Raw genomic sequence first — 26,079 nt, forward strand, 5'->3', positions numbered from 1 at the left:
TTAAATTATAAATGAAGTATATTTAGTTTGAATGCATTAGGAAAATGAAACATTCAATTCAGATCATTGCCTTGCTTTTCCTCATCCTGCCTGCTGCAAACTGCGGTAAAAGCAGTTCAGTCCATTTACAAACAGATGAAAAAAATCAACAGGTTATGCAACATGATTCACTCAAAAACCGACAGCCTGCCGTTGCCGGAACTTTTTACCCTGGTTCCGCAAGAGAATTAACACAAGAATTACAGGCGTATTTCAACAAAGCTACGCCCACCAAGCATTTGAACCATATCGTTGCATTGATTGCGCCTCATGCCGGGTACGTTTATTCAGGCGAAGTGGCGGCCTCCTCATTCAGGCAGCTTTCTCCTGATCATGCCTATGAAAACATTTTCATAATCGGTTCAAGCCATCATACAAGCTTTGACGGAGCCTCGGTATACAATATCGGCAATTTTATTACACCCCTGGGTGAAGCCAAAGTAAATATTGATCTTGCCAACCGGCTGGTGACAGCCCATCCCGATGTGATGAAATCATTGCCCGACGTTCACAGGGAAGAGCATAGCCTTGAAGTTGAAATTCCATTTCTTCAGTATATTTATAAGGAAAATCTTCAGATTGTCCCGGTATTGCTGGGAACAAACAGGATTGCAACGATAAGAAAAATTGCGGATGCGCTGCAGCCCTATTTTGGTGGTAATAATCTTTTTGTAATCAGTACCGATTTCTCACATTATCCCGATTATAATTCGGCAGTCACCGTAGATAAAATTACCGCAGATGCTATTACAAAGAATTCACCGGATTACTTTATCCAAACTCTTGAAAACAATGAAAGTAAGAATATACCGAATCTGGCGACCAGTATCTGCGGATGGACATCGGTAATGACCCTGCTGGATATCACTTCTGAAATGAAAGGTATCCGGTATCATGAGATCAAGTATACGAATTCTGGTGACGTTTCTTACGGGGATAAGAGCCGGGTGGTCGGATATAATGCCATAGCCGTAACAGGTGAGCAAAAACAGGAAACCGCGTACCTGAATGAAAAAGAAAAGAAAGTACTGCTTCATATAGCAAGAGTAACAATTGAAGAATATCTCAAAAACGGTAAAATTCCGGAAGTTACCACCCCGGATATTACGGATAAGCTCCGGACACCGGCAGGAGCTTTTGTAACGCTTAACAAGGATAATCAGCTGAGAGGATGCATAGGACAATTCAGTCCTGATCAGCCTCTGTATAAAGTGGTGCAGGAAATGGCCGTTTCATCAGCTACAAGAGATTACCGGTTTCCAAAAGTCAAATCTGATGAATTAAGCCTTATAAAAATCGAGATATCGGTTCTGACACCCATGCGCAAAATACAATCGGTAAATGAAATTGAGCTTGGTAAGCATGGGATATACATTAAAAAAGGCAATTCGGGAGGAACCTTTCTTCCCCAGGTAGCTACCCAGACCGGGTGGTCTCTGGATGAATTCCTGGGACATTGTGCCAGGGACAAAGCCGGCTTAGGCTGGGACGGCTGGAAAGATGCCGAAATATATATTTATGAGGCATATGTTTTTGGTGAAGAGTAAAGCATGGTTTCGGGAATTAAATACCCTTCGACTCCCTTCGACAAGCTCAGAGTGACAAGGATCCTTATTGCTGCCGGATTTATTTCTCTCATTTCACAGCTTGTGCTTTTCAGGGAATTTCTGAATGTCTTTGACGGAAATGAATTACTGATTGGTCTTTTACTTTTCCTGTGGATGATATTCACTGCCCTGGGTTCTTTTTCGGGCATAGCGGTTGCAAGGTTTAAAAATGCCTGGAATATAACGGGGTTGCTTATGTTACTGGCAGGAATTCTTCCTGTTATTGCTGTTGTTTCACTGTATCTTCTTAAATCAGTTTTTATACTTCCAGGCATCAGTGGTGGATTCACAACCGCCATTATTTTTGCCTCATTCCTGTTCTTACCTGTTTGCCTGGTTAACGGAATGCTATTTTCAGTGCCTTCAGTTTTAAATTCGTTTATATCCGGAAAAAATCAAACTGCAACGGCATACGGTTTTGACACCCTGGGTAGCGTTATTGGCGGCATACTTTTTACGATATTACTTTCACACAGGCTTTCTGCGATGCAGTTGCTGTCCCTTCTTAGTTCGATAACCTTTATATTGTTTACCTTTGAATTTTCACCCACTTTATCCGGAAAAATCATTACAGGCCTGTTTGGTGTTATCATTCTGACAGCTGGTTTTTCAGAATATCCCGACAAAAAACTTCGCTCTTTTCAGTTTCCGGGCCAGGATATAAGGTATTCAAAAGATACGCCTTATGGCAATTTGTGCATTACTGAAAGTTCAGGGCAATTCAATATTTTTGAGAATGGAATCCTGTTTTACAGCACGAACAACGATCCGGTATATGAGGAATCAGTTCATTTTGCCATGCTTCAGCTTCCTGATCCCGCCAATGTGCTTGTAGTTTCGGGAGGTGTCAACGGCGTTTTTAAACAGGTTGAAAAATACAAGACTGTTATGCGGCTGGATTACGCCGAAAGCAACCCATGGCTCCTGAAGGCTGAAACCACCTTATTTCCGGTTAATGAAAAAAGTATACTTCACATTCTGAATACGGATGCCCGCGACCAAATCAGGCAAAGCAGCAATCAATATGACGCCATCATTCTTAACCTCCCTGAACCCGTTAATGCCCGGATAAACAGGTATTACACTTTTGAATTCTTCAGGGAAGCAAGAAAGGCCCTGAAACAGGGAGGAATTTTTGAGACATCGCTGGCTGCTACATCTAATTATGTAAGTGAGGAAGCAGCTGCATTGAATGCAAGTATCTTCAATACACTCAAACGTGTTTTCAAATATGTTAACCTGGTGGTGGGTCAGAAAAATTACTACCTGGCTTCAGACAGCCATATTTCAGTTTCTTTTGACAGTTTGCTCAGTATACGTCCGGTTTCAAATGACTATGTCAATCCATTCTATTTTGATGATGAGTTAACTATTCAACGCAGCAACATAGTCACCGCAAATCTCGAACCAGTTACAATATCCATTAACAGGGACATTCATCCGGTTACCTACGTATACCAGATCAGGGAATGGATTACAAAATCAGGGTTTCATCATGAATCTATCGTGATCCTGCTGATCCTATCCGTTCTGACAGGTGTTGCCCTTTTTATCGCAGTAAAAAACTTTTCAGATTCCGCTTTTACCGTTTTTTCAGCGGCATTTGCCGGTGCTTCGGCTGAGTTTTTACTCCTTATTATTTTCCAGGTACTGTTCGGACAGTTATACCGTATGATCGGACTGTTGTTCGCCTTTTATATGGCTGGTCTTTCAGGTGGAATTTTTATAGCCGGCCGGTCACATTCCCGTGAAAGCGGGAAAAGTGTATTGCGTTTACAGTTCGTTTTGCTGACCCTTATTTTACTGCTTCCGTTTCTGATTTATTTTGAACCGGCGGCAGTTATGAGCCGGATTCTGGTCAAGTCTTTCATCATGATTTATACCATTCTTGTTGCTTTTGCGGTGGGATTTTTATTCAGAAAGTCCGCTTCGACTTCGCCCCCTTCGATTATACTCAGGGATCGGGCGACAAACAGGTTTTATGGAATTGACCTGCTGGCATCGGCGACGGGAACTTTGCTGACTTCGGTATTTTTGTTTCCGGTGGCAGGAATCTGGATCACAGCAGGTTTTTCTTCTGTTTTCCTGATGGCTTCTTTTATTATAAACCTGAGAAGATGACTGGTTAACAAATGCTCCGCTTGTTAATAAATCTGGTCTTAAACAGGAAACATATTATTACCTTTACTCCGAAACTCACTGGAAATGCATCAATACAGCAAACGAAGGTTCCTGAAGCAGGCCGGTATCTCATTCGCCGGGCTCTCTTTAGCCAGGTATAATGCATTTGCCCGTTCTCCTGCTTTTTTCGACCAGAAGTTATGGAAATGGAGTAAGGAATGCATGTTTTATGAATCCACTCCCCGTGGTTTGAAATGTCTTATCTGTCCCAACGAATGCATTCTTTCCGAAGGTGATGAAAGTTTCTGCAGAAATCGTGTAAATTATCACAATAAACTGTATTCCATAGCTTATGGAAATCCTTGTGCGATGAATGTTGATCCGGTTGAAAAAAAACCTTTCTATCATTTTCTTCCGGGTTCAAGAGCTTTCTCGATTGCCACAGCAGGTTGCAATTTTGCCTGTCTGAACTGTCAGAACTGGACGATTTCACAAACCAGTCCCAGGAAAACAAAAAACGCCGATCTCATGCCAATCGTGGTGACTGACCAGGCATCAGCCTCCAATTGCCGGTCAATTGCCTACACCTACTCTGAGCCTGTTACTTTCTATGAATATGTGTATGACACCTCCGCAGTTTCAAGGGAAAGGGGAATTAAAAATATCCTTGTCAGCAATGGGTTTATTAATGAAAAACCCTTACGACATCTTTGCAAAGTAATTGATGCAGCTACAATCGACCTGAAGTCTTTTGATAACAATACCTATATACGTCTGAATGCGGGAGCGTTGCAGCCGGTGCTGAATTCACTTAAGATTTATAAGGAAGAAGGCGTATGGCTTGAAATCTCCAACCTGGTTATACCACAATGGAGTGATAATGCCGATATGATAAAGAAAATGTGCGACTGGCTTTACGATAACGGGTTTGATCAGACGCCTCTTCATTTTCTCAGGTTTCAGCCTATGTACAAACTTACTCAGCTGCCTCCCACCCCTGTTGCCGTTATTCAGAAATCAGCTGAAATTGCCCGGCAAGCCGGAATAAAGTATGTTTATACCGGAAATGTGCCGGGTTCAGAAGAATCGAATACGAAATGCCCCCGTTGCAAGAAAACAGTTATTGAACGTATGGGTTATACTATAATCAGTAATCTCGTTAAGAAAGGATCATGTGAATACTGCGGAGAAAAAATTGCAGGAAAATGGGAATAAAACAAAAGATTTTCAACTTAATAATAATATTTGCATCATTCATGATTGCGATCAACCCGGCAAAGGGACAGGTTCTCAAGGATACTGCCACGTTCCGGATGATGTGTAAAGGCGTGGATTATATTTACAATATGCAGTTTGCACAGGCCCGTGAAGTTTTCAGGGAGGTTGCCAGAATTTATCCTGATCATCCGATTATCTATGTTTACAAAGGGTTGATTACTTATTGGGAAAATTATCCGCTTACTCCCGCTTCACCCCAGAAAGAAGTGTTTGAAAAGGATATGGAAAAGGCGATATCAATTTGTGATAAATATCCCAACCTTGAAAATGATCCGGAATACCTTCTTGCCAATATTGGTGCACGAGGCCTGCTCCTTTTATTTTATGCGGATAACGATCTTACCAAGGAAGTGATCCCGCTGGCTTCCAGTACGTACCAGTATGTAAAATTGTCATTTAACTACACCAAAACGTACGCTGATTTTTATTTTATAACCGGATTATACAATTATTACAGGGAAGCCTATCCGGATGCTCACCCTGTTTATAAATCCATTGCTTTCCTGTTTCCCAAAGGAGACAAAGCCAGGGGACTGAAAGAAATGCAATATGCCTCAAAAAATGCTGTTGTTCTAAAAGCCGAATCTTTTTCATTTCTTTCCGGGATATACATCAGTTTTGAAAATAACTTTGATAAAGCGTATCAATACAGCAAAGCATTATATGATTTGTATCCGAGGAACCTGCAATATATTTCGATGTATATTAAAAACCTGTTGCTTGTGAAACGGTACGACGAAGCGGAGAATCTTGTAAAAAAATACACTGACAAAAACGATAATAACTTTTTCAACGGCCAGCTTTTAATTTATAATGGTATTCTGTGCGAAAAAAAATACAAAGATTTCAGGCAGGCACAGCTGTTTTATAACAAGGGTATCAAAGAACTGGAATCGTACGGTGAAATAGGTACGGAACCGGTAGCTTACGGGTACTTTGGATTAAGCCGGATAACAGCGGACAAGCATTTGCGGAAAGAATACCGGAAAAAAGCGGTTGATCTTGCGGCATTTAAGAATGTGAATTTCGATAGGTGATTAGCGGTAAGACGAAGTCAGAGACTTCGTCTGGCATAGAGTGATTAGCGGTAAGAGGCGAAGTCAGAGACTTCGCCTGGTTCCTACTTCACCTGAACTTACTCTATCTTTTCCTTACTATAAAACTTGCAGCAGCAGCAAATGCTAAGAGACCGGTCACAATGAAAGCCCAGAAATTTACCTTTCTTGATTCAGCAGCAAGCACATAGTCGTTAAAACTGAACCTGTCGCTGTTAACTTTCCATGTGAGTGTATCATTATCGAGAAAAGGCGCATTGGTTTCAATAATTTTCCCCGGCATGGATAATTTATAATCCAACTCCATCCCTGATAATTTCATGATATCGGGGAATTCCTTCTCCAGTTTCTTTTGGATCGAATCATTCAAAGATTTACTGAATGATTTGGTCCTGAAATAACTGTCAAGAATGTCGTTGAAATCGCCTTTCAACAGGCTGTCGCTTTTACCATATCGCTTATAAATGCTGTCCTTTGCCGATTCAAATGTTTTCTTGTCAACAGGCGGATTCCTGACTTCATCATAATGTTTTACATAGAGCACATAAATTTCTTCATACAGACTCCGGTTGAGCCACTCATCAGCTTTTTTCTGAAGGTCGTCTAGCATCGATTTTACTTCCAGTCCGTTCTTGCCTGTATACAATTCCCTGCTTTCGCCATAAAGTGTCTGTAGCTCAGGCTGAGTAAGGTAATCCGAAACCGGTACTCTTTTAAAAACATTTGAATACGGGTAAACTTCCCGGTATTTGTAATAGGTATAAAACCAGCGGAATTTCTTTTTAAAATCAATTTGGGTTTTTATTGAATCCCATGAAGACTGATCGAGTGAGAAAGCCGACATGCTTTGTACAGTCGGAAATTTTTTAGTGGCTACTGCAAACCATGAGTAAGTAGTTGAATCTCCTGACGTTTTATATTCAATAGCTTTCATATGGGCAAACCTGGAACTGTCGTTCTGCAGTCTCTTATAAAATTGGATCTTCCATGTGGTATCCAATTTAAAGGGGAACGGGTTTTTTGATGTATCTCCGGCAACGAAGGCTGAGTCGGCAGAACGGACAAATTCACGTGTGCAGGAACCATCAGGGTAAACTTTTGTAAACATATAGTAAGGGCCCAGACCGCTATTGCATGACAATACGGTTAATAAAATAGCAAGCATTAAACCTTTGATAAATACGGTTTTTGTATTCATGTCTGTTAATTTTTAATTTCAATTTGATTTGCTTCAAGAAATCGTTGCTGGAGGCTTTTATTTTCATCCTCAAGCGACTTAATTCTTCCGAGAAGATAGTTCAGGGATCGGCGGGGTATCAAAAGGTTTTTTAACAGGCTGTCGGTTCCACCCGATACTATTCCGGAATACTCATAACCGGCTTTGATACTTACAGCGTCCGCTGTGTTCAGGATATTACCGGAAGCTACCTGTTTTTCGAGACGGGCAAGCTTTGACTCAATGTGTCTTTGCTGCCATATGAAGAAAATAATAAGAAACATGGCAGCGGTTGATGTCACCATTCTGAAAATAACCAGGATCTCGGATGACCTGCCACCTTTCAAAAATGAAAGATTGTTTTTTCTGTCAGGAAGGTTCGCAAGTATCCTGCCTGTCAGGTTTTCGGCAGACTCTGGCTTTGGACCGGTACCGGCCAGTTTGCCGATTACTTTAGTATACATTTTATCTGACATGGTTCATCTCCTTTTCTTCAATTAAACTCAACAACTTTTTAATATTCTGCCGGGCACAATACAGGTTGCTTTTTATTTTTTCATGCGAAAGCCCGGTAATTTCTGCCACTTCCTCAACCGGCAGGCATTCAAGCTCGATCAACGTGAAAACCACCTTTTGTTTGGGTGTAAGATCCTGTGTAAGCACCCGGATAACCAGGGCAGTATCCTTATTAATCAGAGTGGTTTCAGGATCTTCAGAGCCGGCATAATTCAGGATTAAAGAACCATAATCATTAATTGAATGGTTGCCTGACAACCGTTTTACCGCCCTGATCCTGTCATAACAAAGGTTAACCGCTATTTTATACAGCCACGTGCGAAACTGCATTCCCGTATCAAAACGTTCCAGGGTTTTCCAGACCCGGATAAACGTTTCCTGGACTATTTCCTCTGTTTCATAATCATTGCAGAGCATACGGAAAGCAACAGCATACACAAACGGCTGGTGGTGTTCAATCAGCTTGCGGAATGAATTCTGATTGCCGTTTATCGACTGTGAAATAAGGGAATTAACCGTTTGCTGATCCATTTTGTACTTATTACATCAATGATACGACCAAAACGGACGAAAGTCGAATCAAAAATTAAAGCTACATGAATTTTTCGCGATACTGCAGGTTCATGAGTCCCCATAACAAGGAAATAACTGAGCCTATACCGAGGATAAGGCGGTTCTGATGCACAATATTCATCCAAACCGAGATATTCATTTCAGTCGGGAGATTATATGGATTCAGAAATAAATTCCATTTGCTTTTAGCCAGCGGTTCACTCATTATGAAAAATATCAATCCGATGATAACCATAATCACAGCTGCACCATTGCCATTTTTCACAAGGGTTGTGAACATAAAGGTAAGGCAGGCAATGAAGAACAATGGGCTCAGGATTTGGAAAACTAGCTTGAAAACAGGTACCTTAACAATTGAAAACCAGGCAAACGATGTCATCAGGATCATCATGAAAACAAGAAGGACAATGGCCATGAGAAACCGCAACAGGTAAACCTTATACCGGTAATCAGGAACGCCGAAGACAATTTCAAGCATTCGTGTGTCCTTGTCATTCTGAATATTATAAACAACAGGATAGAAAAGGATCAGAATACCCGGGAAAAGCATCAGGTCATAGACATCTGAGACATCCAGGCTGTTGTCTGAAAAGAGCATAAGCCCGTCAATTACAAGGAAAAACAACCATGCGGCTATCAAAAAATATACAAAACGGCCCGAAAACACAATCTTAAGATTAAACCGGGCAATGCTGATCAACAGCCTTATTCTTTCGGTTAATTTCATATTACAGCATTACAGGTTGATGTTCAGAAACTGCATCAGATTGAAGCAGGTAGAGGTAGGCATCTTCGAGGTTTGCCTTTACAGAACGGGCTCCTTCGGCGGGACACACATCCGACATACACCTTACCCTGATGATATCACCATCGCGCATATGATGAATGATTACATGATCTTCCTTGAATTTCTCAAAGGAATCAATGTCCATATCGGCCATCCAGACTTTACCCTGTGCTTTACCGGCCATGTTAACCGGTTCGCCAAGATATACAAGCTCGCCTTTTCGCACTACGGCCACCTGGTTGCATGAACTGGCGACGTCTTCAATGATATGTGTTGAAAAAATGACAATACGGTCACGGCTCAATTCCACAAGCAGGTTACGGAACCGTATCCTCTCCCGTGGATCAAGCCCTGCAGTAGGTTCGTCAACAACCAGTATCCTGGGCAGGTGAAGCAGGATCTGGGCAATACCTATCCTCTGTTTCATACCGCCTGAATAGGAACCCAGCTTTTCATCCTTATGACTTGTCATATGAACCGCATTCAGTACATATTCAATTCTCTCTTCCCTTTCATGGCGGTTATAAATCTTCTTCAGAATTCCCATATAATTAAGAAATTCCCATGCTGTGAGGTTCTCATATACTCCGAATTCCTGGGGCAGGTAACCGATCAATCCCTGCAGTTCCTCACGCTTCTTTTTGGTATCAATACCATTAATTGTTATCTGACCGTAACTGGGTTCGAGTATTCCGCAGATAATTCTCATCAAAGTTGATTTTCCGGCTCCATTGGGACCAAGAAGTCCGAACATACCATTTTCAATGTTGAACGAAACGCCTTTAAGTGCTTTAAATGGAATTTTCTTTTTGCCAATAAAAGGAATAACAAGGACAAACTTGTAAAACGCCTTCCTGATGCCTTTAAACCGGCCCTGAAGCCTGTTTACATTTACGTTTTCACGATAAATTTTATCCGATGTCACCTTAATCATCAGGACGAGATACCAGATCAGTCCGGTTGGTATCAGTAATCCGATCAATTTGTATTTTCCGTAGAATAATGCCATGAAAAATATTGGAAGTACCCAGTATAACAGGCGGCTTGTTCCCCTGATCAACCTGTAAAATCTTTTACCCTTCCCTGAAGTTTCCCTGTTTTTGGCAAAGATTTCAAGCGGATGATATAATGAAAGGATCATCATATAAAGCAAAATCGGTAGGACAAAGTACCAGAATCCGCTTTCAAGATAGAAGTAGATGAAATAAATGAAAAAGCCGATTATGGGAAGTTGCCATACCATACTGTCGAAATCGCGCCAGCTTGTGTAAGTTTTTTGAAGGCCCAATCTCTTTCGTATGTTCAGACCTGATTTCCATTCCCGCACAAACCGGTTATCCCTGTCATAAATTTTAACCAGGTTGCGAACATGGATATGCAGGGATTCGGATTCATCAATTACTTTTTCATTTGCTTTGCGCAGGCTGTTCATTATAAAATAAAGGCTGGCAGGTGTCAGAATGATAAGGAGCAGCACATCGATAATCTTCCAGACAAGGCTGTCGACTTTAGTGAAAACCAGGAATCCAAAAGCTACATAAACAATGCCTATAGTTGTCAGTAGTTTCCAGTTTAAACCGAAAATCCATTTGAGTGAAGTCTGTATCCCTGTATTTAATGTAGGTATAAAAACAAGCGTTAGTAAGGTGCTAAGGCCGAGTCCGCCTATTATTGTAACGGCAAAAGGCGCCCCGACTTCAGTCACATATTCCGCCTTGCCCATTGCCAGGGGAATAAGGGCAATAATCGTTGTAAGAGATGTGATCAAAATCGGTCTCACTCGAGCCAGTCCGGCCATCATCAATGACCTGGAAGGTCTGTAGCCGCGACTAACCAAGATCCCTGAGTAATCGAGTAAAATAATGCCATTGTTGACTACTATACCTATAAGAATGACAAATCCGGTAAGCGTATTGGCATTAAGGAGCGAATTACCAGTCAGAATCAGGGCAATTAATGAACCGATGGCTGCCAGCGGTATGGCAAACATAATAACAACCGGTTTGCTGAATGATTCGAACACTGCTGCCAGGATCATATATATGAGGATGATGGCAGCAAGGATCAGAAATTTAAAATCAGCCAGGTCCTGTTTTTCATGAATTACTTCTGCAGTAATACCAGAAGGCATTGCTATGCTGCGCAGGGTGTTTTCGACTTCAAAACGGGCATTTTCAAGAAGATCCTTATCATCCTGGACCTGCGTTATGAAGGAATATTCAATTTCAAGCTGCTTCGACTGGTTAACCCGTTTAATAATCGGTTTGCCCTGGTCAAAACTGAGAGCGCTAATCTGGGCCAGGTCGAACTGTGCATTATTGGAACCTTTGACAGGTAATTTTTTCAGATCATCAAGGTTTCTCTCAGTCTGGTCCTGGGGAACCTCCGTTTTAACCTGTATATCGTATTCATCGATTCCCTGCTTAAATTTCACACCCGTGCTGAATTCATTCGGGAATGACGCAAGCTCTGACAGAACAGTGGCAGGCGGTATGTCATACAGTGACATGATCTGTTTGTCGAAGTTCAGTTGAATTTCAGGCCTTGAAGAAGGGATATTGACGTTCGCCCACTCAACCGATTGCAGCTGCGAGAGGTAATATTTTACAAGGTTAGCTTGTGCTACAAGCTGGTCATAATCTTCGCCTTTAATAACCACCTTTTCCGATTTACTTCCTATGCCCAGGATATCTTCCATACCGGCATCTCCCTCATTGCCTTGCCCGCCGAACCGGCGATTAGACGGAGGAGGATCCCAGCTGAAATTAGCCGGTTCAAGTCCAGACAGGCTGTTCATGATTTCCTGCTTGATCTTCGGAATGGAATAATTCCTGAACTTTTTATAATTCTTATCCAGCACAATAGTAAGTTGTGCTTCTTCCTCATATACCTGGCTAATTATATCCTTTTTTTCTTTTAATTTTTCAAGCCGCTTTTCCGCATCGGCAACCATCAAATCGGTATTGTCGAGTGTGGTTCCTCCGGGCATGGTGACATACAGGCTTAGTTCGACAATTTCAGGCTCCTGCACCTTTATGAAACTTATTCCAAGGCTTATTAAAAGGGTAATAAAAAATAAAGCGAGTGCGCCAAGAGCTGTAGCTGCCGGATTTCGCATACAGGTTTTCAGGATCACCCTGTAAACCTGGATCAGCCGGTTGTGGAAAGAAATGGAACTGAACATGGCTGCCTGGCTTTCCTTTGTCCTCTTCAAGATAACATGAGTAAGCATTGGAACCAGCATCATAGCCACAATCAGTGAAATCATCAACGTTGATACTATGGAAACGCCGACATGTTTGCCAAGAATGGCAATCATAAAGTTTTTAGAAAAAGCAAACGGAAGGAAAACCATCACTGTCGTCAGGGTACCGGCCAGTATGGATCGCCATACTTCGGTGGTTCCCTGAATAACTGCCTTGTCGGTGTTCACATTGCGTGATGCCAGCCGGTAAATGTTTTCCATTACAACAACGCTGTTATCAAGGAGCATTCCAATGGAAAGAGCCATTCCCAACAGTGTAAGACTGTTAATTGAAATGCCTGCAGCATAAAAGAAATTGAAAGCCGTGTAAACTGAAATAGGCATGGCAAAAGCCATGGCAACCACAAGCCGTATATTTTTAAGGAATATCCAAAGGATGAAAATCGCCAGTAATCCGCCTACAAGAGCAAGGTGTATGATCTGGTTAATATTCCTCTCCATCCTGTCGGCCGAATTATTCTGAATGACAATGGCTACATCTTTATATTTAAGATCCTTGTTCAGCGCCGCAATTTCATCCTTAACCCGGCCTGAAAGTTCAATCATATTCGACTGGGTGTCACGGGTGAGCTGTATGGTAACCGCTTCCTTGCCGTTAACCCTGCTATAGGAATCTTCATTCTTAAACCCGAAACGGATATCGGCCACATCGCTGAGTTTAATCGATCCCTGTGATTTTACAACCAGGTTACTTATGTCTTCCAGGTTATTGTATTCAGCTGTCACGTTAACAAAGTACATTCTGTCGCTCTGTATGACACGACCTGAAAATACCCTGGAGCGACTGTTCTGGCTGATCACATTGCGAATGGTGGCTGCCGTTATTCCATAAGCCCTGCATATTTCATCCTTAAGCTTGATTTCTACTGTTCTTTCCCTACCTCCAAACACAGCTACATTGGCTATTCCGTTGATGTGCTGAAGCCTGTTGTATATATCGCGGTTTACCACTTCACGAACCCTGTCGACCCCGCCTCCTCCCCGCACCTGCAGCGTCATCAGGTTATTGTTGAGCATTTCCATATCAAACCGGAGGGCCTGGACATAGAAATCAGAAGGCAGGTTTTTCTTTACTTCTTCAATTTTTTCGAGGAGTTTCAGATACGCAAATTTGAGGTCGGTGTTTTGCCTGTAGGATATTTGAATAAATGCCTGCTGTTGGTCGATTGTGGATTCAATTTTTTCAACACCTTTCAGGGTTCCTATTGCGCCTTCAATGGGAATTATAGCCTGGTTTTCGATATAATCAGGGTCCATTTCCATTGAAGTGGCAACCGATACAAATAAATATGGTATCTGTGTATTCGGGAAAAGTTCCACAGGCAACTGACGGTAAGAAAAAACGCCAAGCATCGTCACCCCTGTAAAGAGCATGGCAATTAATATCCTGCGTTTTATTATAAAATCCATATGGCTTAGCTGGCAGGTTGATTTTTCTTACGATCGAATATATAGTAAACACAAGGTATTACAACCAGTGACATTACTGTGGATGCTGTTAATCCGGCGATCAAGGCAATTGCAAGCGGTGAGCGCAGTGATGCACTCTCTCCAAGGCCCAATGTTAAAGGAACCAGCCCGAGTATGGACGACAAACTCGTCATAAGGATCGGCCTGACCCTGTTTTGTCCGGCTTTAATGATAGCTTCCTTCAGAGGATACCCTTCTTCCCTGAACTGGTTAATGGCATCAACAAGTATGATCGAGTTGTTCACGGCGATGCCTCCAAGCATGATGATTCCGATGTAAGCCATGATATTGAGCGATTTTCCGAGCAGGAAAAAAGCCCAAATTGAACCGGCGCCTGCAAGAGGAATGGTGAGCAACACCGTAAAGGGATGTATTAGTGATTCAAATTGAGAAGCCATTACCATATAAACAAGTACAATCGATAAAATGAGGGCAAATCCAAGACTTGACATGGCATCCTGTCGCTTTTCCTCTTCTCCTGTTATGGAAATTGTGTATTCATTGGGTGCTCCAATCCCTGAAATACTTGCCCTGGCTTTGCCTATCACCTTGTCAAACGCTGCCGTTCTGTCGATGTCCGCTGTTACGGTGGCAATCCTGTTCTGGTTATCCCTGAGCAATTGTTTCGGGGAAACCGACTTTTCTATTTTAGCCACCTCGTAAAGGGGAACATCAGCTGATCCGCTCTTTAATGTGATTGAATTAAATTCAGCAAGGCTGATATCCGGCATACGCACTGTGATATCGCTTAATTCACCGGAGTTTTCATATTTCCCGGCCTGCTTGCCCATGAGTTTATCTTTCAGCTGCCCGGCAATGCCATCTGCAGTGAGATTATACATCGAAGCCATGTACCTGTCGATTATGACATTCACTTCAGGGGCACCCTGCTCAATGCTTGTTTTGAGATTATAAATCTCAGGAACACTGCCCAGCTTTTCCTTGATTTGTGAAGTGAGATCTTCAAGCACCGAAATATCCCTTCCCTGCACCTCAATGGTTAACGGAGACTCGTCTGTTCCCAGCGTGGATTCCAGTGCTGATTCGTCTCTTATAAGAGAAACTTCGGCGTCGGGTATGTTCTCGGTGAGTTTACTAATCTGTGCTATCAGAGACGAAGACTGTTTCATCGCCTCCTTTTTCAGCCTTATTTTTATTGTGGCAGTATTTTCATTTTGAAATACCGATTTCTCAGAAGATGAAGTTTCCGATGGTCCGGCCTGGCTGTAAATCATCTCAGCTTTGTCGCCAAGCACTTCCGAAAGCATTCCCTCCAGATTTTCAATTAATCCCTGTGTTCTCACAAGTTGAGTACCTTCAGGCAGTTTGATTTCAATTGAAAATTCATTGATCTCACTCTGGGGGATGTATTCACTACCCACCTTAGGCAGGATGAGCACAGTACCGGCAATTATTATTGCTGCTGCAAGCACCACTTTTCCGCGGTTATCGATCATCCGGCCAATAAACGACGAATACCAGCTGAATCGGAGGGCTTTAGTTTCAGTGAATTTGAACTGCTTTGTATACAGTGAATTAAATAACATTGGGATGATCAGGATGGCCACAATAAGTGAGATCACCTGGGTAAAAGCCACCGTCCATGCCTGGTCTTTGAATAAAGCCCCTGAAGCCCCGTGAAGGTATACGATGGGAAGAAAGACAACTATGGTTGTTATTGTGGATGAGATGATAGCCCCACCCACCTGTGAAGTGCCGTTGATGCAGGATTCACGGATAGATAATCCCGTTTCGCGGTTCCTGAAAATATTTTCCACGATAACAATGGCATTATCCACAAGCATTCCGGCACCAAGTGCAAGACCACCGATGGTCATTATGTTTAATGAAAGTCCTGCGAAATATAAAACCACGAATGTGGCTATGATCGAAATAGGCAGAACTACCACAACAATTAGAGTCAATAAAAATCTCCGTAAGAACCAGAAAAGGACAATGATTGAAAAAATAGCCCCTATCAAAGCCGTATCGCGCAGTTCACCAATTGCATTCTGAATAAATGAAGCCTGGTCCTGCACGATTGTGAAATTGTATCCCGGCAATGATTTTTCAATGGTTTCAAACTGTTTGCGTATTTCTTTAACCGCTTTAACAGTGTTGTAGCTGGTTTCTTTATATATTGAAAGACCTACGCACCTTTTGCCATTAACCCTGACAATATTCTCAGGGTCCTTATTGGTAAAACTTACCCTGGCAACGTCTTTCAGGAATACAGGAATTTTGGATGTAACTCCTGTCGCAGTTGCAGCGGCAGGTAATGACGTGGATGCTGATGATTTATAGGTAACCACAAGGCTGCTGAGATCATTTTCACTGGCAACCATTGATGTACCTTTAATAATATATCGTTTCCCCATTTCAACAATACTGCCACCGGATACATTGCGGTTCATGCTCATGATCTGCTGCACCAGGTTGTCGGTAGTAAGGCCGTATGCACTCAGCCGGTAAGGATCAGTCTCTACAATGATTTCCTTTTCTTCAGTTCCCGATAATACCACATCAGCTACTCCCTCAAGCCTGATCAGCTCGTTCCTTATATAGTTCTCACCGGTTTTCCGGAGTTCATTCATGTCGGCGATCTCCGGATGCGACATGGCTAAGATCATAACCGGGGATGCGTTGGGATCGTGCTGGGTGATCACAAAATTATCGATGTCCTGGTTCTGGCTGAAATTGGTGAGCGACTTCTGCAAGTCAAGGAATGCTTCATCCATGTCGGTTCCCCAGTTGTATTCCACCTTAACCCTTGCAGCGCCTACCATACATGTTGAAGAAACCCTGGATACACCTTTCAGTCGCATCACCTGCGATTCGATGCCTTCCACAAACTGCTTTTCAATTTGTTCAGGAGGTCTTTCCCCTGATTTCAGCTCAACGAAAATACGGGGCGCACTGATTTCAGGAAATAAGTCAATACTAAGCTTTCCCAGTGAAATATATCCCAGCAGTATGATTCCCAGGATCAGCATGGATATGCTTACCGGGTAATCCACAGCAAATTGAACTATTTTTTTCATGTCGGCTATTTCATTTCCTTTACTTTCGAACGATCTCTCAACGTCTCGAAACCTTTAACAACAATCCGTTCATCCAATTTAAGACCTGATTTGATTTCCACTTCCTTTGGATTCTCAAGTCCGAATTCCACTACCCTTTCATAAGCGATGCCTTTATCCACAACAAAAACACTGTTACCCCTCTGCTTTGAAACAACAATTTCTTTGGGAACAACAATTGTGTTTTTGGCTGATGCCACAACTATTTCGCCTTTCACAAACATTCCCGGCCTCAGTTTGAGACCTGGATTATTAATAAGCACAAGCCCTTTGAATGACCTTGTTTCCGCATCAATTGCAGGCGACAACTGTTCCACCAAACCTGTGAGGGTGTCATTCGGCAGGGTATAATTGGTCACGCGGATTGACTGGCCTGTTTTGATCTCACTCATGCTTTTCTCAGGAAGATTGACATCCATATGAAGCTTGCTGTAATCCATGATTTTTACGAGAATGGCAGCGGCATCTATCTTTACACCGGGAGTGAAATAAGGCAGGTCGATTATAACACCCGTGAAGGGCGCTTTTACATGCATTTTTTCAAGGCGGATCAACGCATCGTTGTAATTGTAGTTGGCATTGATATAATTGATCTCTGCATTTTTCAGTTCACTCAGCGTAACTCCTCCCATATCGTAAAGCGATTGCTGTTTGTCGAAGACCTGTTTTGTAATCTCCAGGTTGAGCTTCAGTGAGCTTATTTTAACGTTATTCTCATATTCTTTGTCGCTGATCTCAATAATTTCGCTTCCCTCATTCACTTTGTCACCCAGGGCATACTGCCTCCCGGTAGCCGGATTAGTTTTCAACTGGTAGTTCCCTGAAACCTCCGATTTCAATGTAACTTCCTTAGCAGGTTTCACTGCACCGTTGATTTCGATGAATTCCTCAATTGACTTGGGCTTTAATTCAGATACGGTAACAGGAATAGTGATATCCTTACCCAGGTTATCCTGGTTTTTATTGCAGGATGCAAGAAGCAAAAGCGTAAGCGTAATAATTAGCAGATTTTTCATGGCAGATGTTTTCAATTGACTGAGTGTTAAAGTTTTCTATATTATTCAGACTGCAGGTTTTGCTGTAATTCCTGTGGAACAAAACTTCTGTTGTTTTCAAAATCCCATAGTGACTGAATTTTCATGTTTAGTAATTCAAGTTTATAGCTTATAAGACTGTTAGAAAGATCGATTTTTTTCTGTGAAAGCTGATTCTGAAAGAGGTTCAGGTCCATCCCTGTCAGATCACCGTTTTTATATCGTTCAAGATTGATGTCGTATGTGAGCTGAGCGTTTTTTTCGTTTTGCCGTGCAATTTCAATTTGCAGGACCAGGTTTTCAAGGTTCCGGTATACCTCGCGGATGCCCATTTCGACCTGAGTACGCTCTACTTCCTTATTGATTTCATTGATACGGACAGCGGCCTCGGCAGCCTTGATTCTCGATTTTCTTTCACCCCAGTCATATAAAGGGATGTTAAATCCCAGGGTTACCTGGGGTGTGCGAGTCGGTTTATCGTAAATCCTTGCAAAATCTTCGTTTTCACCAATAATACCGATTGACAGGTCGACATTGCCGGCAAATTCATTTGTAGCTTTTGCCACTACCAACTGTTGTTTGCTGTTTTCGATGTCAATTTCGCGTTGCCTTAATTCCATGCGGGCTTCAAGGCCATTTTGCATGGCTTTCTCAAGATCAACCATAACCGCTTTGAATTCAATATTCGCAGTTACGGTGAAATCAGTATTCAGGGGTAAACCCACATATTGTTTGAAGTCGTCCTTGGCATTTTCAAGATTTACTTTTGCAGTCTGCAGGTTCGACTTGCTTGTTGTAAGGTTCAGTTCAGCCTGGTAAAGTTCTTCCATAGCCGATAATCCGCCTTCTACCTTACTTTTTATGATGTCATAGCTTGTCTGGCGATTCTTGAGATCTTCCTCGGCAATTCCCAGTGCCATGATCCGCTGGTATACCACATAAAAATACTGACTTACGGCCCTTTCCATGTAAAGGCGCTGGATCGAATAGCTAAGGGTGGCATTTTCAAGTGCCAGGCGCAGTTGTTCGAGTTGCATCCGAAGCCTGTTGTATGTAAATAAGGGCTGAGAATAGCTCAGGTACAGGTTATTACTGAATCCTTTAAACTCTTCGGCACCTTGCAGGTCACTGGTTTCATTCTGATACGATAGTGTATTAAGCAGCCTGATACTTCCATCCGTGATTTTTATGGGTTGCGAAACAACAAAATCTCCGGATACTTTCTTGCTTTCAGTCGTGATCCATTTGCCAAGAGGACTATAAAAAGTTCTGTTCTGGTTATAGTCAAATGGTGTCAATTGAAATTTAAACAAGGATTTTGTCGAGGCTTCCTGGGCCTTTAAATTCTCCCGGCTTATTGTCATCTGAAGTTCCGACTTCTGTATTTCGGGACTGTTTTTGGCGGCTATGTCCATCGCCTGTTCAAGAGTTATGATTTCCTGGTTAAAGGCGAAAGGAGTAATAATGAAACAGAAGAAAACTAAAAAAAGTAGCTTCATATAAGTTGTTCGTTTTAGTTACTTGGTTAATACCCATTTAATGGCATCGGCAAACACCAGTTCACCGTTGCTCCGGTTTGTGACCAATACTTTGCCGGTATCGGCCGAAATATACCAGCTTCCCAGGTAGTTCCATCCCTGGTCCACATCTTTGGTTGACTCGTTTATTTTTTCTTCACCATTGTCGTGGTAAACGGTGAGGTTATAATTCGTGGATTTGTTATTGTTTCTCCAGCCTTCATCCACTTTATCCACATAAAAATATACATCATACATTCCATCCTCCGGAAGCACCGTCTTCCATAAAGCCGATCGTTCTCCTGTGCCGGATCTTGTGTAAAAAGCCGACCGCACGTAGGTTCCGTAAAACTCCGACCTGAGCACGGCTTTCCACTCCCTGGGCGGATTCCACCACCAGATGGAGGAATACTTAAAGCGGTCATCTTTCTTTTTATTCACAAGTGATTTAAGAAAAGCTTCATTTTTCGTTTGCAGGTATTTGAAATAGTTATCCTCATTATCTGCCACAAACTCGTTCTTCTCTGTAATGTTATCAAAGAAAGGTATAGGAATAATTGTATCAAGAGCAGCAGTACTGCGGGTTTCAGTAAATCCTGAAAATCCGTAAATGAGGTTATTCGGAAGATTTCGTGAAATGTTGGTCACAACCGACATACGGGCCGGTTCGGAATTAAATACATAACCGATCTCAAAGGAAGATTTGGCCGGGAGGAATATTTTCTTTGAAAAATCAACTTTAAAACTGTTATCCCATTCATTTTCCCTTGTGCGGTTCGGATCATTGAATTCCACATTCAGGGTGATCATTCCGTCGCTGTTTTCAGGATTTGAAATGAAAAATCTGACCTGGTATTTGGTTGATTCGCCCTGTATGATTTTATATGATCGTAGATTTTTTACTATAAATCCCGGCAATTGTTTCTGAACGTACCAGTCGCTTATTTTCTGTGCCAGATCAGTGTGAAATCTCTTTGTAAACTCACTATTCAGATCTTCAAACCGAATCGGTTTATGTGCATGACTTTTAACCAGGAAATTGATAAGGGAATCGATTTTTTCCGATCCATATTCAGCACTGAGCATATTAAAAAGCGACAATCCCTTTACCTGGATAAGATCACCCAGGTTAACCGCATTTCTTTCCTCTTCTTCTACAGGGATTCCTTTCTGAAGAATCTCCTCAAGCGTCGAATTTTGCAATAACAGGTTTATTTTTTCTGCGGCGCTCAGATCCTCGTACCATTCAAGTGTGGCAGCTGCCGTATTGTTCCTTTCACTTACATAGGTTTCTGTGGCAATTGAAATCACCGGCCATTTGTCGCTCTGAACCCTTGTAAAACAGCTGAAATATTGAGGGAAAAGTGAATAGGTATGCCAGTTAACGATATTATCATAATTGAAATGCTGACCTCTTTTAGCCATGAAATTATCCTTAATGAATTCCCTGAAAAGATCAGTCTGAACAACCACAGGCAAAGCTTCTTCATTATTGTTCTTCATGTTCTTTTCAATCCTGTACTTTCGCCCCCTGAAATCGGAAGAATTGAAAAGCACTCCCTTTTCAGGGCACAGGATCATTTCAGGTTGAATGGCATCGCTGGCATAAGAATAAATGTGACTGTACAAGGCAAAATGAACAGGCACTTCAGCCAGCATTAAGCGTTTGAACGGATAACTGAATCCCAGACCGGCTTCATATTCCTTTTTAAGATCCCGGATCAGGTAAGGAATGGTGTCATGTGCCTCAGTGAAATACTCTTTGAAATAGTCATGTCCTTTAATAGCATAGAGCGCATATTCAACCGAATCCACAATGGTATCGTATTTAACGTAATCTCCAGCAAGCAGTGAAATCCCGGTTAGCGGAAATTCGGGTCTGAACTGAACCTCTCCCTGCTTATCTTCTATCCTCCTGCCCTGCGAAATAACCGTCAATGCCGGAGATGTTTTAACATTCAATGAATACCCGGTAAAATCAGGTGAATAATGCATCGGCCTTTTTGTTGCATATCCTGTACCGGCGAGAGGGTACCAGATCACTTCAGGCGTAAGGCAGACATAATTATCGGTTAAAAAGCTGAATCGTTTATGGAGCCGGAATACTTCGAATGTAATATCTTTTTCAAATGTTTTCTGATCCATATCGAGAAAGGCTACAGCTTCATTTATTGAGCCATTGTAAAGAACCGACAGGTTAATCGAATCGCCTGGTAAAACGGGTGATTCAGGAATTACTCTCAGAATCTGCAAATCGCGCAGATAACGTGTATTTTGACTGTTTGTTTTCACATCGGTAACAGACAGACCAGGATTCAGGCTGAAAATAAGGGTATCCAGCGGAACAGAATCCGCATTGTGAATTAATAAATCAGCTCTGACCTGTATTGTTTTACCCTTATGTTCCAGTTGAATTTTACATGAATCGACTACCGGCCTGATGCGATCCACGTACCTGTTATTGAGAGAAATAATATCCCTGCGGTAATCCCTCAATAAATATTTATTATCGAGGTATTTGTATGCCATAAATCCGCTGATGGCAAGGAAACCAATTCCCGCAAGCAACGGCAGATGCATGAACCTGTTTGATTGGGGCAAGCGCTGAAGTTTATATATGGTAAGAAAAATGAAGCCTAGTCCCGCTACAAAATAAATACTCCTGTGCAATATGATTTCACCCGTACTGGCAAATCCGGTTATGGATGAATACAACATGGGCACCTGGTAAGCTATGTAATCGAAAAGATGAAACGCCTTTTTATTCAGATAGAAAACAGTGAGAGCAATGTAACCGGTAAGCAGAATGAAAGTAATAGCCTGGTTATTGACCAGTACCATTATAAAAAAAGTAAGGCCGAGAATAAACACCAGGGTCGGAATGCTTATGAGCAGAGGGTAGGTAAAATAGGCAAGTATGCTTTGGGAAGTGGTATTGCTGATAAAGGTGAATCCGATTCCCATGAGCAGAATGAAAATATTGAGAAGAAGGAATACGGCAAGTACTCCCAGCGTTTTACCAAGGATGTACTGAGAATTCGACATCGACCTGGCGTAGATCACCTCGACGGAGTCGTTTTTCTTATCCTGTTTCAGGAATTCAGAACCGAGGAAAACGGCGACAATTGCCTGACCCAGGTTAAGGATAATCATATTCGTATAAGGAACCGAGCATGAAAGTGCCTTATAAATCCAGGGAGCACCGCTTGCAGCAAGGTTCATAGCCAGGTTGAATATTCCGAGTCCGAGAATGGCACCTCCGGTAAAGATTCTGAAGAACCAGCTGCGTAAAAGGGTCCGCATTTCGTACGCAGCAATGATGCGGGTAGTATAAAATGACATATCAGGCCGCTAAAATGGTTTCCATAAAATAAACATAGGCATGTTCAAGGTTCGGCTCAATCTCAATTGCAGTGGCAATACCCGGGTTATCGCCGACAAGCTGAATCTCCCAACCATCTTCCGAAGGGATAGTAGAAGTCACAGCATACTTCTGTTTCAGCATATCATATTCAACACCGGCAGTCTGCACCTGCCATACATGACCCCTGGCCATATCAATCAGTTTCTGCGGTGATCCGCTGAACTGTATGGTTCCTTCATTCAGTAGGGCCAGCTCACGGCATACGCTGGATATATCACCCACAATATGAGTTGATAACAAGATAATGATATCCTGGTGGCTGAGTTCGGAAAGAATATTTCTGAAGCGGATTCTCTCTTCAGGATCGAGACCTGTTGTGGGTTCGTCTACAATGATGATCTGTGGATTGCCAATAAGTGCCTGCGCAATTCCGAGCCTCCTTTTCATTCCGCCGGAGAGGTTGTTGGCCTGCCGGTCTCTTGCATCAAACAAACCGACTTTTTCAAGCCATTCATCCACTTTTGCGTTTCTTTCCTTTGTTGAGGTAATGCCGGCGAGTCCGGCAGCATAATCCAGGAACTCCCAAGTTTTCAGTTTGCTGAAAAACCTGAAATCCTGCGGAAGATAACCCAGCATTTTCCTGATTTTTCCCCTGTCATTCAACAGATCCAGCCCGTTAACTTTTACATTGCCGGATGAGGGTGTGAGAAGGGTTACAAGGATGCGGATGAGGCTGGATTTCCCTGCACCGTTTGGACCCAGCAAACCAAACATGCCATTACCAATGGTCAGGTTTATATCTGAAAGGGCGCATTTGCCGTTCGGATATATTTTATTTAAATGATCGATTTCGATTTTCACAGATAAAGCTTACACAGATATGACGCATGAAGGTATGAAAAAATTACATCTGCATAGAAAATCATTAGACAACCTTCCTTTTAAAATTTTGTTAAACTCACCTGAATATTTTAAAAAGAGCATTATAACTTCTAAATTTACAGTCAACTAACATTAATCCATCATTATGAAAATTAAAAGTATCCTCATTACGGTTATAGTAACTGCTATGACAGTATTTTTCATTGCATCGTGCAATAAAGCACCCCAGACGAAAGTGGAATATTACAGGAATCTCCTGTTCAGTGAAACAAATTTCGACACTGAAAAAGGCAGTCATCCGTTAACACCCGAGCAAGCCAAAGACATTAACAGTTACAAATTCACCTATAATGAAACCGGCCGTCTTGTTTCTGTAGAATTTGTAAGGAATGACAGCCTTCTTGGATATTCTAACATGGATGGAGCTGCAAAAGTGATTTACACCTATGAAAACGGTAAACAGATCAAACGTTTTTATGATAAGTCGAACAAGCAGATTGCTGTTAACGGTAATGTTTATACTTACGAATTCACACTGGATTCAACCGGAATGAGGACGGGACTAAAATTCCTTGATTCTGCCGGCGCCGCCGTGGAAAGCAGGAATAAGATTCATTCTTATGTTTGGACAAAACTTCCTGACGGCATGATAAAAGAAAACAGGTATAACCTGGCCAACCAGGAAACCATTATGAGCGAGTTCTGTCCTTTTTATGAGCTCCGCTTTTCATATAATGATAAAGGTTTTGTAACCCGCATGGCTAATTACCAGGGTGACAGCTTGTACAATTGCACGGCTGAAAATTGCGGTGACATTGGTGTTTCCTATTTCTTCTTTGAAAATTCAGATGCCGGTGACCAGTTATCATTTTCGGTTCACAACACTACAGGCAGATTATCGAATTTATACTGGGGATGGGCAAAAAGAGTAAACACAGTGGATGAAAACGGTTATGTAACCGAAACCAAAGTATTTGACCAGGACGATGAACCGGTTGGCGGCACCCAGATCCCTGTTACCCGCAATACATATGATGAACATGGAGCACTTGTTAAAACAGAGCACTTCGATAAAGACGGAAACCTGTTAGAAAACGGAAATGGTGTTGCATACACCCAATTCAAATATGATGAAAAAGGCGAGCGTACAGAAACTCTCGATTTCAACAAGAACAATGAACCGGTAGCTCCGAAACAGGCTGCTATCTAATAGCGAAAAAATGAAATGTATTAATTGCCAGATACTATTAACGGCAATACTGTTTACCGGATTCTGGGGCTGTAATTCAAAAACACCTGAAACAGCCCCAAAATCCGATACAATAGCTGCTGTAACGAATGTGAACATCGGACAGGAAACGCAATTGCTTATGGATGATCTGAAAACCAACGGCAATTATGTGAATACGCGTGAGTTTCCTTCTTTAATTAAAGCTTCTGTTGTAAAAGAGGCTGTTGACCAGAATAAGAAGGTTCAGATTATTGATCTGAGAAAACCTGCTGTTTTTGCCCAGGGTCATATAAAAGGGGCTGTGAATAAGAAATTCAGTGATTTGCCCTCGTATTTTGAATCAGGCATCAAGCCCTTTGAATATGACAAGATAGTTCTTGTTTGCGACGATGGCCAGATATCAAGCTACGCCACTTCGCTGCTAAGACTCATGGGATACGGAAATGTTTACGCCATGCGCTGGGGCATGAGTTCATGGAACACTCAGTTTGCTGAAAAGTCCTGGCTTAGCGGACTCTCCGGCAAATATGAACCGCAGCTGGACACGAGTGAAAATCCAAAGCCGGTTGCCACTACGATGCCTGAATTAAAAACTGGACTTACAACGGGACAGGAGATTTCATCTGCCCGGTTTAAAGATTTGTTTGCTGAAGGAACCGACAGCGTGCTTGTTTCTGCCGATGAAGTCTTCAAAAATCCCGGCAGGTATTATGTGATCAATTACGAACGCAAGGATAAGTACGATGACGGACACATTCCGGGCGCTGTAAGGTACAAGCCTAATGCGACTTTAAGTTTTGTGAATGAAATGGCTACCATCCCTGTAGATAAACCGGTTGTTGTTTATTGCGGTACGGGGCATAATTCCGGATTTGCCACCGCCTACCTGAGACTTATGGGCTATAATGCCAAAACATTAAGATATGGCAATAACGGGTTTATGCACGACAGAATGGTTAAAGATCCGGCGAAACTATCATGGCTGCCTTTCTCAAAGGCTGATATCAATGATTTTCCGGTTGTGAAATAATATTTGTGGCGTTC

General features: G+C 42.2%; 16 protein-coding genes. 6 read left to right on the top strand and 10 right to left on the bottom strand.

Annotated elements, in window-relative coordinates:
- The first annotated feature begins 44 nt into the window (after window positions 1-44).
- The 4 genes from amrB to VK179_02795 all read left to right on the top strand — a co-directional run bounded on the left by amrB (window position 45) and on the right by VK179_02795 (window position 6,082).
- Window positions 45-1,586: an AmmeMemoRadiSam system protein B gene (gene amrB / locus VK179_02780; protein HLO57635.1), complete on the top strand. Its 1,542-nt coding sequence runs from the start codon at window positions 45-47 to the stop codon at window positions 1,584-1,586.
- 3 nt (window positions 1,587-1,589) lie between these two features.
- A complete protein-coding gene (locus tag VK179_02785) occupies window positions 1,590-3,767 on the top strand; it encodes a hypothetical protein (protein HLO57636.1) in 2,178 nt (725 codons plus the stop codon).
- Window positions 3,768-3,851: 84 nt separating this feature from the next.
- Window positions 3,852-4,982, top strand: coding sequence for an AmmeMemoRadiSam system radical SAM enzyme (amrS, locus tag VK179_02790; protein ID HLO57637.1), 1,131 nt, complete (start codon window positions 3,852-3,854; stop codon window positions 4,980-4,982).
- Window positions 4,983-5,023: 41 nt separating this feature from the next.
- Window positions 5,024-6,082 (top strand): hypothetical protein, encoded by a 1,059-nt coding sequence (locus tag VK179_02795; GenBank protein HLO57638.1) that lies wholly within the window; start codon window positions 5,024-5,026, stop codon window positions 6,080-6,082.
- Window positions 6,083-6,185: 103 nt separating this feature from the next.
- Here the strand turns inward: VK179_02795 and VK179_02800 are convergent, their stop codons facing one another.
- The 10 genes from VK179_02800 to VK179_02845 form a co-directional block, all read right to left on the bottom strand.
- On the bottom strand, window positions 6,186-7,298 hold the full coding sequence (locus tag VK179_02800; protein HLO57639.1) for a hypothetical protein: 1,113 nt from the start codon (window positions 7,296-7,298) through the stop codon (window positions 6,186-6,188).
- 5 nt (window positions 7,299-7,303) lie between these two features.
- Window positions 7,304-7,780 (bottom strand): hypothetical protein, encoded by a 477-nt coding sequence (locus tag VK179_02805; GenBank protein HLO57640.1) that lies wholly within the window; start codon window positions 7,778-7,780, stop codon window positions 7,304-7,306.
- Window position 7,781: 1 nt separating this feature from the next.
- Complete coding sequence (locus VK179_02810; protein ID HLO57641.1) at window positions 7,782-8,363, bottom strand: RNA polymerase sigma factor; 582 nt, start codon at window positions 8,361-8,363, stop codon at window positions 7,782-7,784.
- Window positions 8,364-8,424: 61 nt separating this feature from the next.
- A complete protein-coding gene (locus VK179_02815) occupies window positions 8,425-9,132 on the bottom strand; it encodes a hypothetical protein (protein HLO57642.1) in 708 nt (235 codons plus the stop codon).
- 1 nt (window position 9,133) lies between these two features.
- Window positions 9,134-13,867: an efflux RND transporter permease subunit gene (locus tag VK179_02820; protein HLO57643.1), complete on the bottom strand. Its 4,734-nt coding sequence runs from the start codon at window positions 13,865-13,867 to the stop codon at window positions 9,134-9,136.
- Window positions 13,868-13,872: 5 nt separating this feature from the next.
- Window positions 13,873-16,968, bottom strand: a complete 3,096-nt coding sequence (locus VK179_02825; protein ID HLO57644.1) for an efflux RND transporter permease subunit — start codon at window positions 16,966-16,968, stop codon at window positions 13,873-13,875.
- A gap of 5 nt (window positions 16,969-16,973) precedes the next feature.
- Window positions 16,974-18,023, bottom strand: a complete 1,050-nt coding sequence (locus tag VK179_02830; protein ID HLO57645.1) for an efflux RND transporter periplasmic adaptor subunit — start codon at window positions 18,021-18,023, stop codon at window positions 16,974-16,976.
- A 41-nt stretch (window positions 18,024-18,064) separates the two neighbouring features.
- Window positions 18,065-19,540: a TolC family protein gene (locus tag VK179_02835; protein HLO57646.1), complete on the bottom strand. Its 1,476-nt coding sequence runs from the start codon at window positions 19,538-19,540 to the stop codon at window positions 18,065-18,067.
- An 18-nt stretch (window positions 19,541-19,558) separates the two neighbouring features.
- Entirely contained in the window at window positions 19,559-22,900 is a 3,342-nt protein-coding gene (locus tag VK179_02840) for a hypothetical protein (protein HLO57647.1), read from the bottom strand.
- Window position 22,901: 1 nt separating this feature from the next.
- Window positions 22,902-23,783, bottom strand: a complete 882-nt coding sequence (locus VK179_02845; GenBank protein HLO57648.1) for an ABC transporter ATP-binding protein — start codon at window positions 23,781-23,783, stop codon at window positions 22,902-22,904.
- A gap of 166 nt (window positions 23,784-23,949) precedes the next feature.
- Between VK179_02845 and VK179_02850 the strand changes: the two genes are divergently transcribed.
- Together VK179_02850 and VK179_02855 are read left to right on the top strand one after the other, a co-directional pair.
- On the top strand, window positions 23,950-25,014 hold the full coding sequence (locus tag VK179_02850; GenBank protein HLO57649.1) for a hypothetical protein: 1,065 nt from the start codon (window positions 23,950-23,952) through the stop codon (window positions 25,012-25,014).
- 10 nt (window positions 25,015-25,024) lie between these two features.
- On the top strand, window positions 25,025-26,065 hold the full coding sequence (locus tag VK179_02855) for a rhodanese-like domain-containing protein (protein ID HLO57650.1): 1,041 nt from the start codon (window positions 25,025-25,027) through the stop codon (window positions 26,063-26,065).
- Window positions 26,066-26,079 lie beyond the last annotated feature (14 nt).

This window comes from Bacteroidales bacterium (genome assembly GCA_035299085.1).
In the GTDB taxonomy this organism is placed as follows: domain Bacteria; phylum Bacteroidota; class Bacteroidia; order Bacteroidales; family UBA10428; genus UBA5072.

Coding starts and splice junctions, on each gene's coding strand:
- amrB (HLO57635.1), top strand. CDS start 45: ATGAAACATTCAATTCAGATCATTGCCTTGCTTTTCCTCATCCTGCCT.
- VK179_02785 (HLO57636.1), top strand. CDS start 1,590: ATGGTTTCGGGAATTAAATACCCTTCGACTCCCTTCGACAAGCTCAGA.
- amrS (HLO57637.1), top strand. CDS start 3,852: ATGCATCAATACAGCAAACGAAGGTTCCTGAAGCAGGCCGGTATCTCA.
- VK179_02795 (HLO57638.1), top strand. CDS start 5,024: ATGATTGCGATCAACCCGGCAAAGGGACAGGTTCTCAAGGATACTGCC.
- VK179_02800 (HLO57639.1), bottom strand. CDS start 7,298: ATGAATACAAAAACCGTATTTATCAAAGGTTTAATGCTTGCTATTTTA.
- VK179_02805 (HLO57640.1), bottom strand. CDS start 7,780: ATGTATACTAAAGTAATCGGCAAACTGGCCGGTACCGGTCCAAAGCCA.
- VK179_02810 (HLO57641.1), bottom strand. CDS start 8,363: ATGGATCAGCAAACGGTTAATTCCCTTATTTCACAGTCGATAAACGGC.
- VK179_02815 (HLO57642.1), bottom strand. CDS start 9,132: ATGAAATTAACCGAAAGAATAAGGCTGTTGATCAGCATTGCCCGGTTT.
- VK179_02820 (HLO57643.1), bottom strand. CDS start 13,867: ATGGATTTTATAATAAAACGCAGGATATTAATTGCCATGCTCTTTACA.
- VK179_02825 (HLO57644.1), bottom strand. CDS start 16,968: ATGAAAAAAATAGTTCAATTTGCTGTGGATTACCCGGTAAGCATATCC.
- VK179_02830 (HLO57645.1), bottom strand. CDS start 18,023: ATGAAAAATCTGCTAATTATTACGCTTACGCTTTTGCTTCTTGCATCC.
- VK179_02835 (HLO57646.1), bottom strand. CDS start 19,540: ATGAAGCTACTTTTTTTAGTTTTCTTCTGTTTCATTATTACTCCTTTC.
- VK179_02840 (HLO57647.1), bottom strand. CDS start 22,900: ATGTCATTTTATACTACCCGCATCATTGCTGCGTACGAAATGCGGACC.
- VK179_02850 (HLO57649.1), top strand. CDS start 23,950: ATGAAAATTAAAAGTATCCTCATTACGGTTATAGTAACTGCTATGACA.
- VK179_02855 (HLO57650.1), top strand. CDS start 25,025: ATGAAATGTATTAATTGCCAGATACTATTAACGGCAATACTGTTTACC.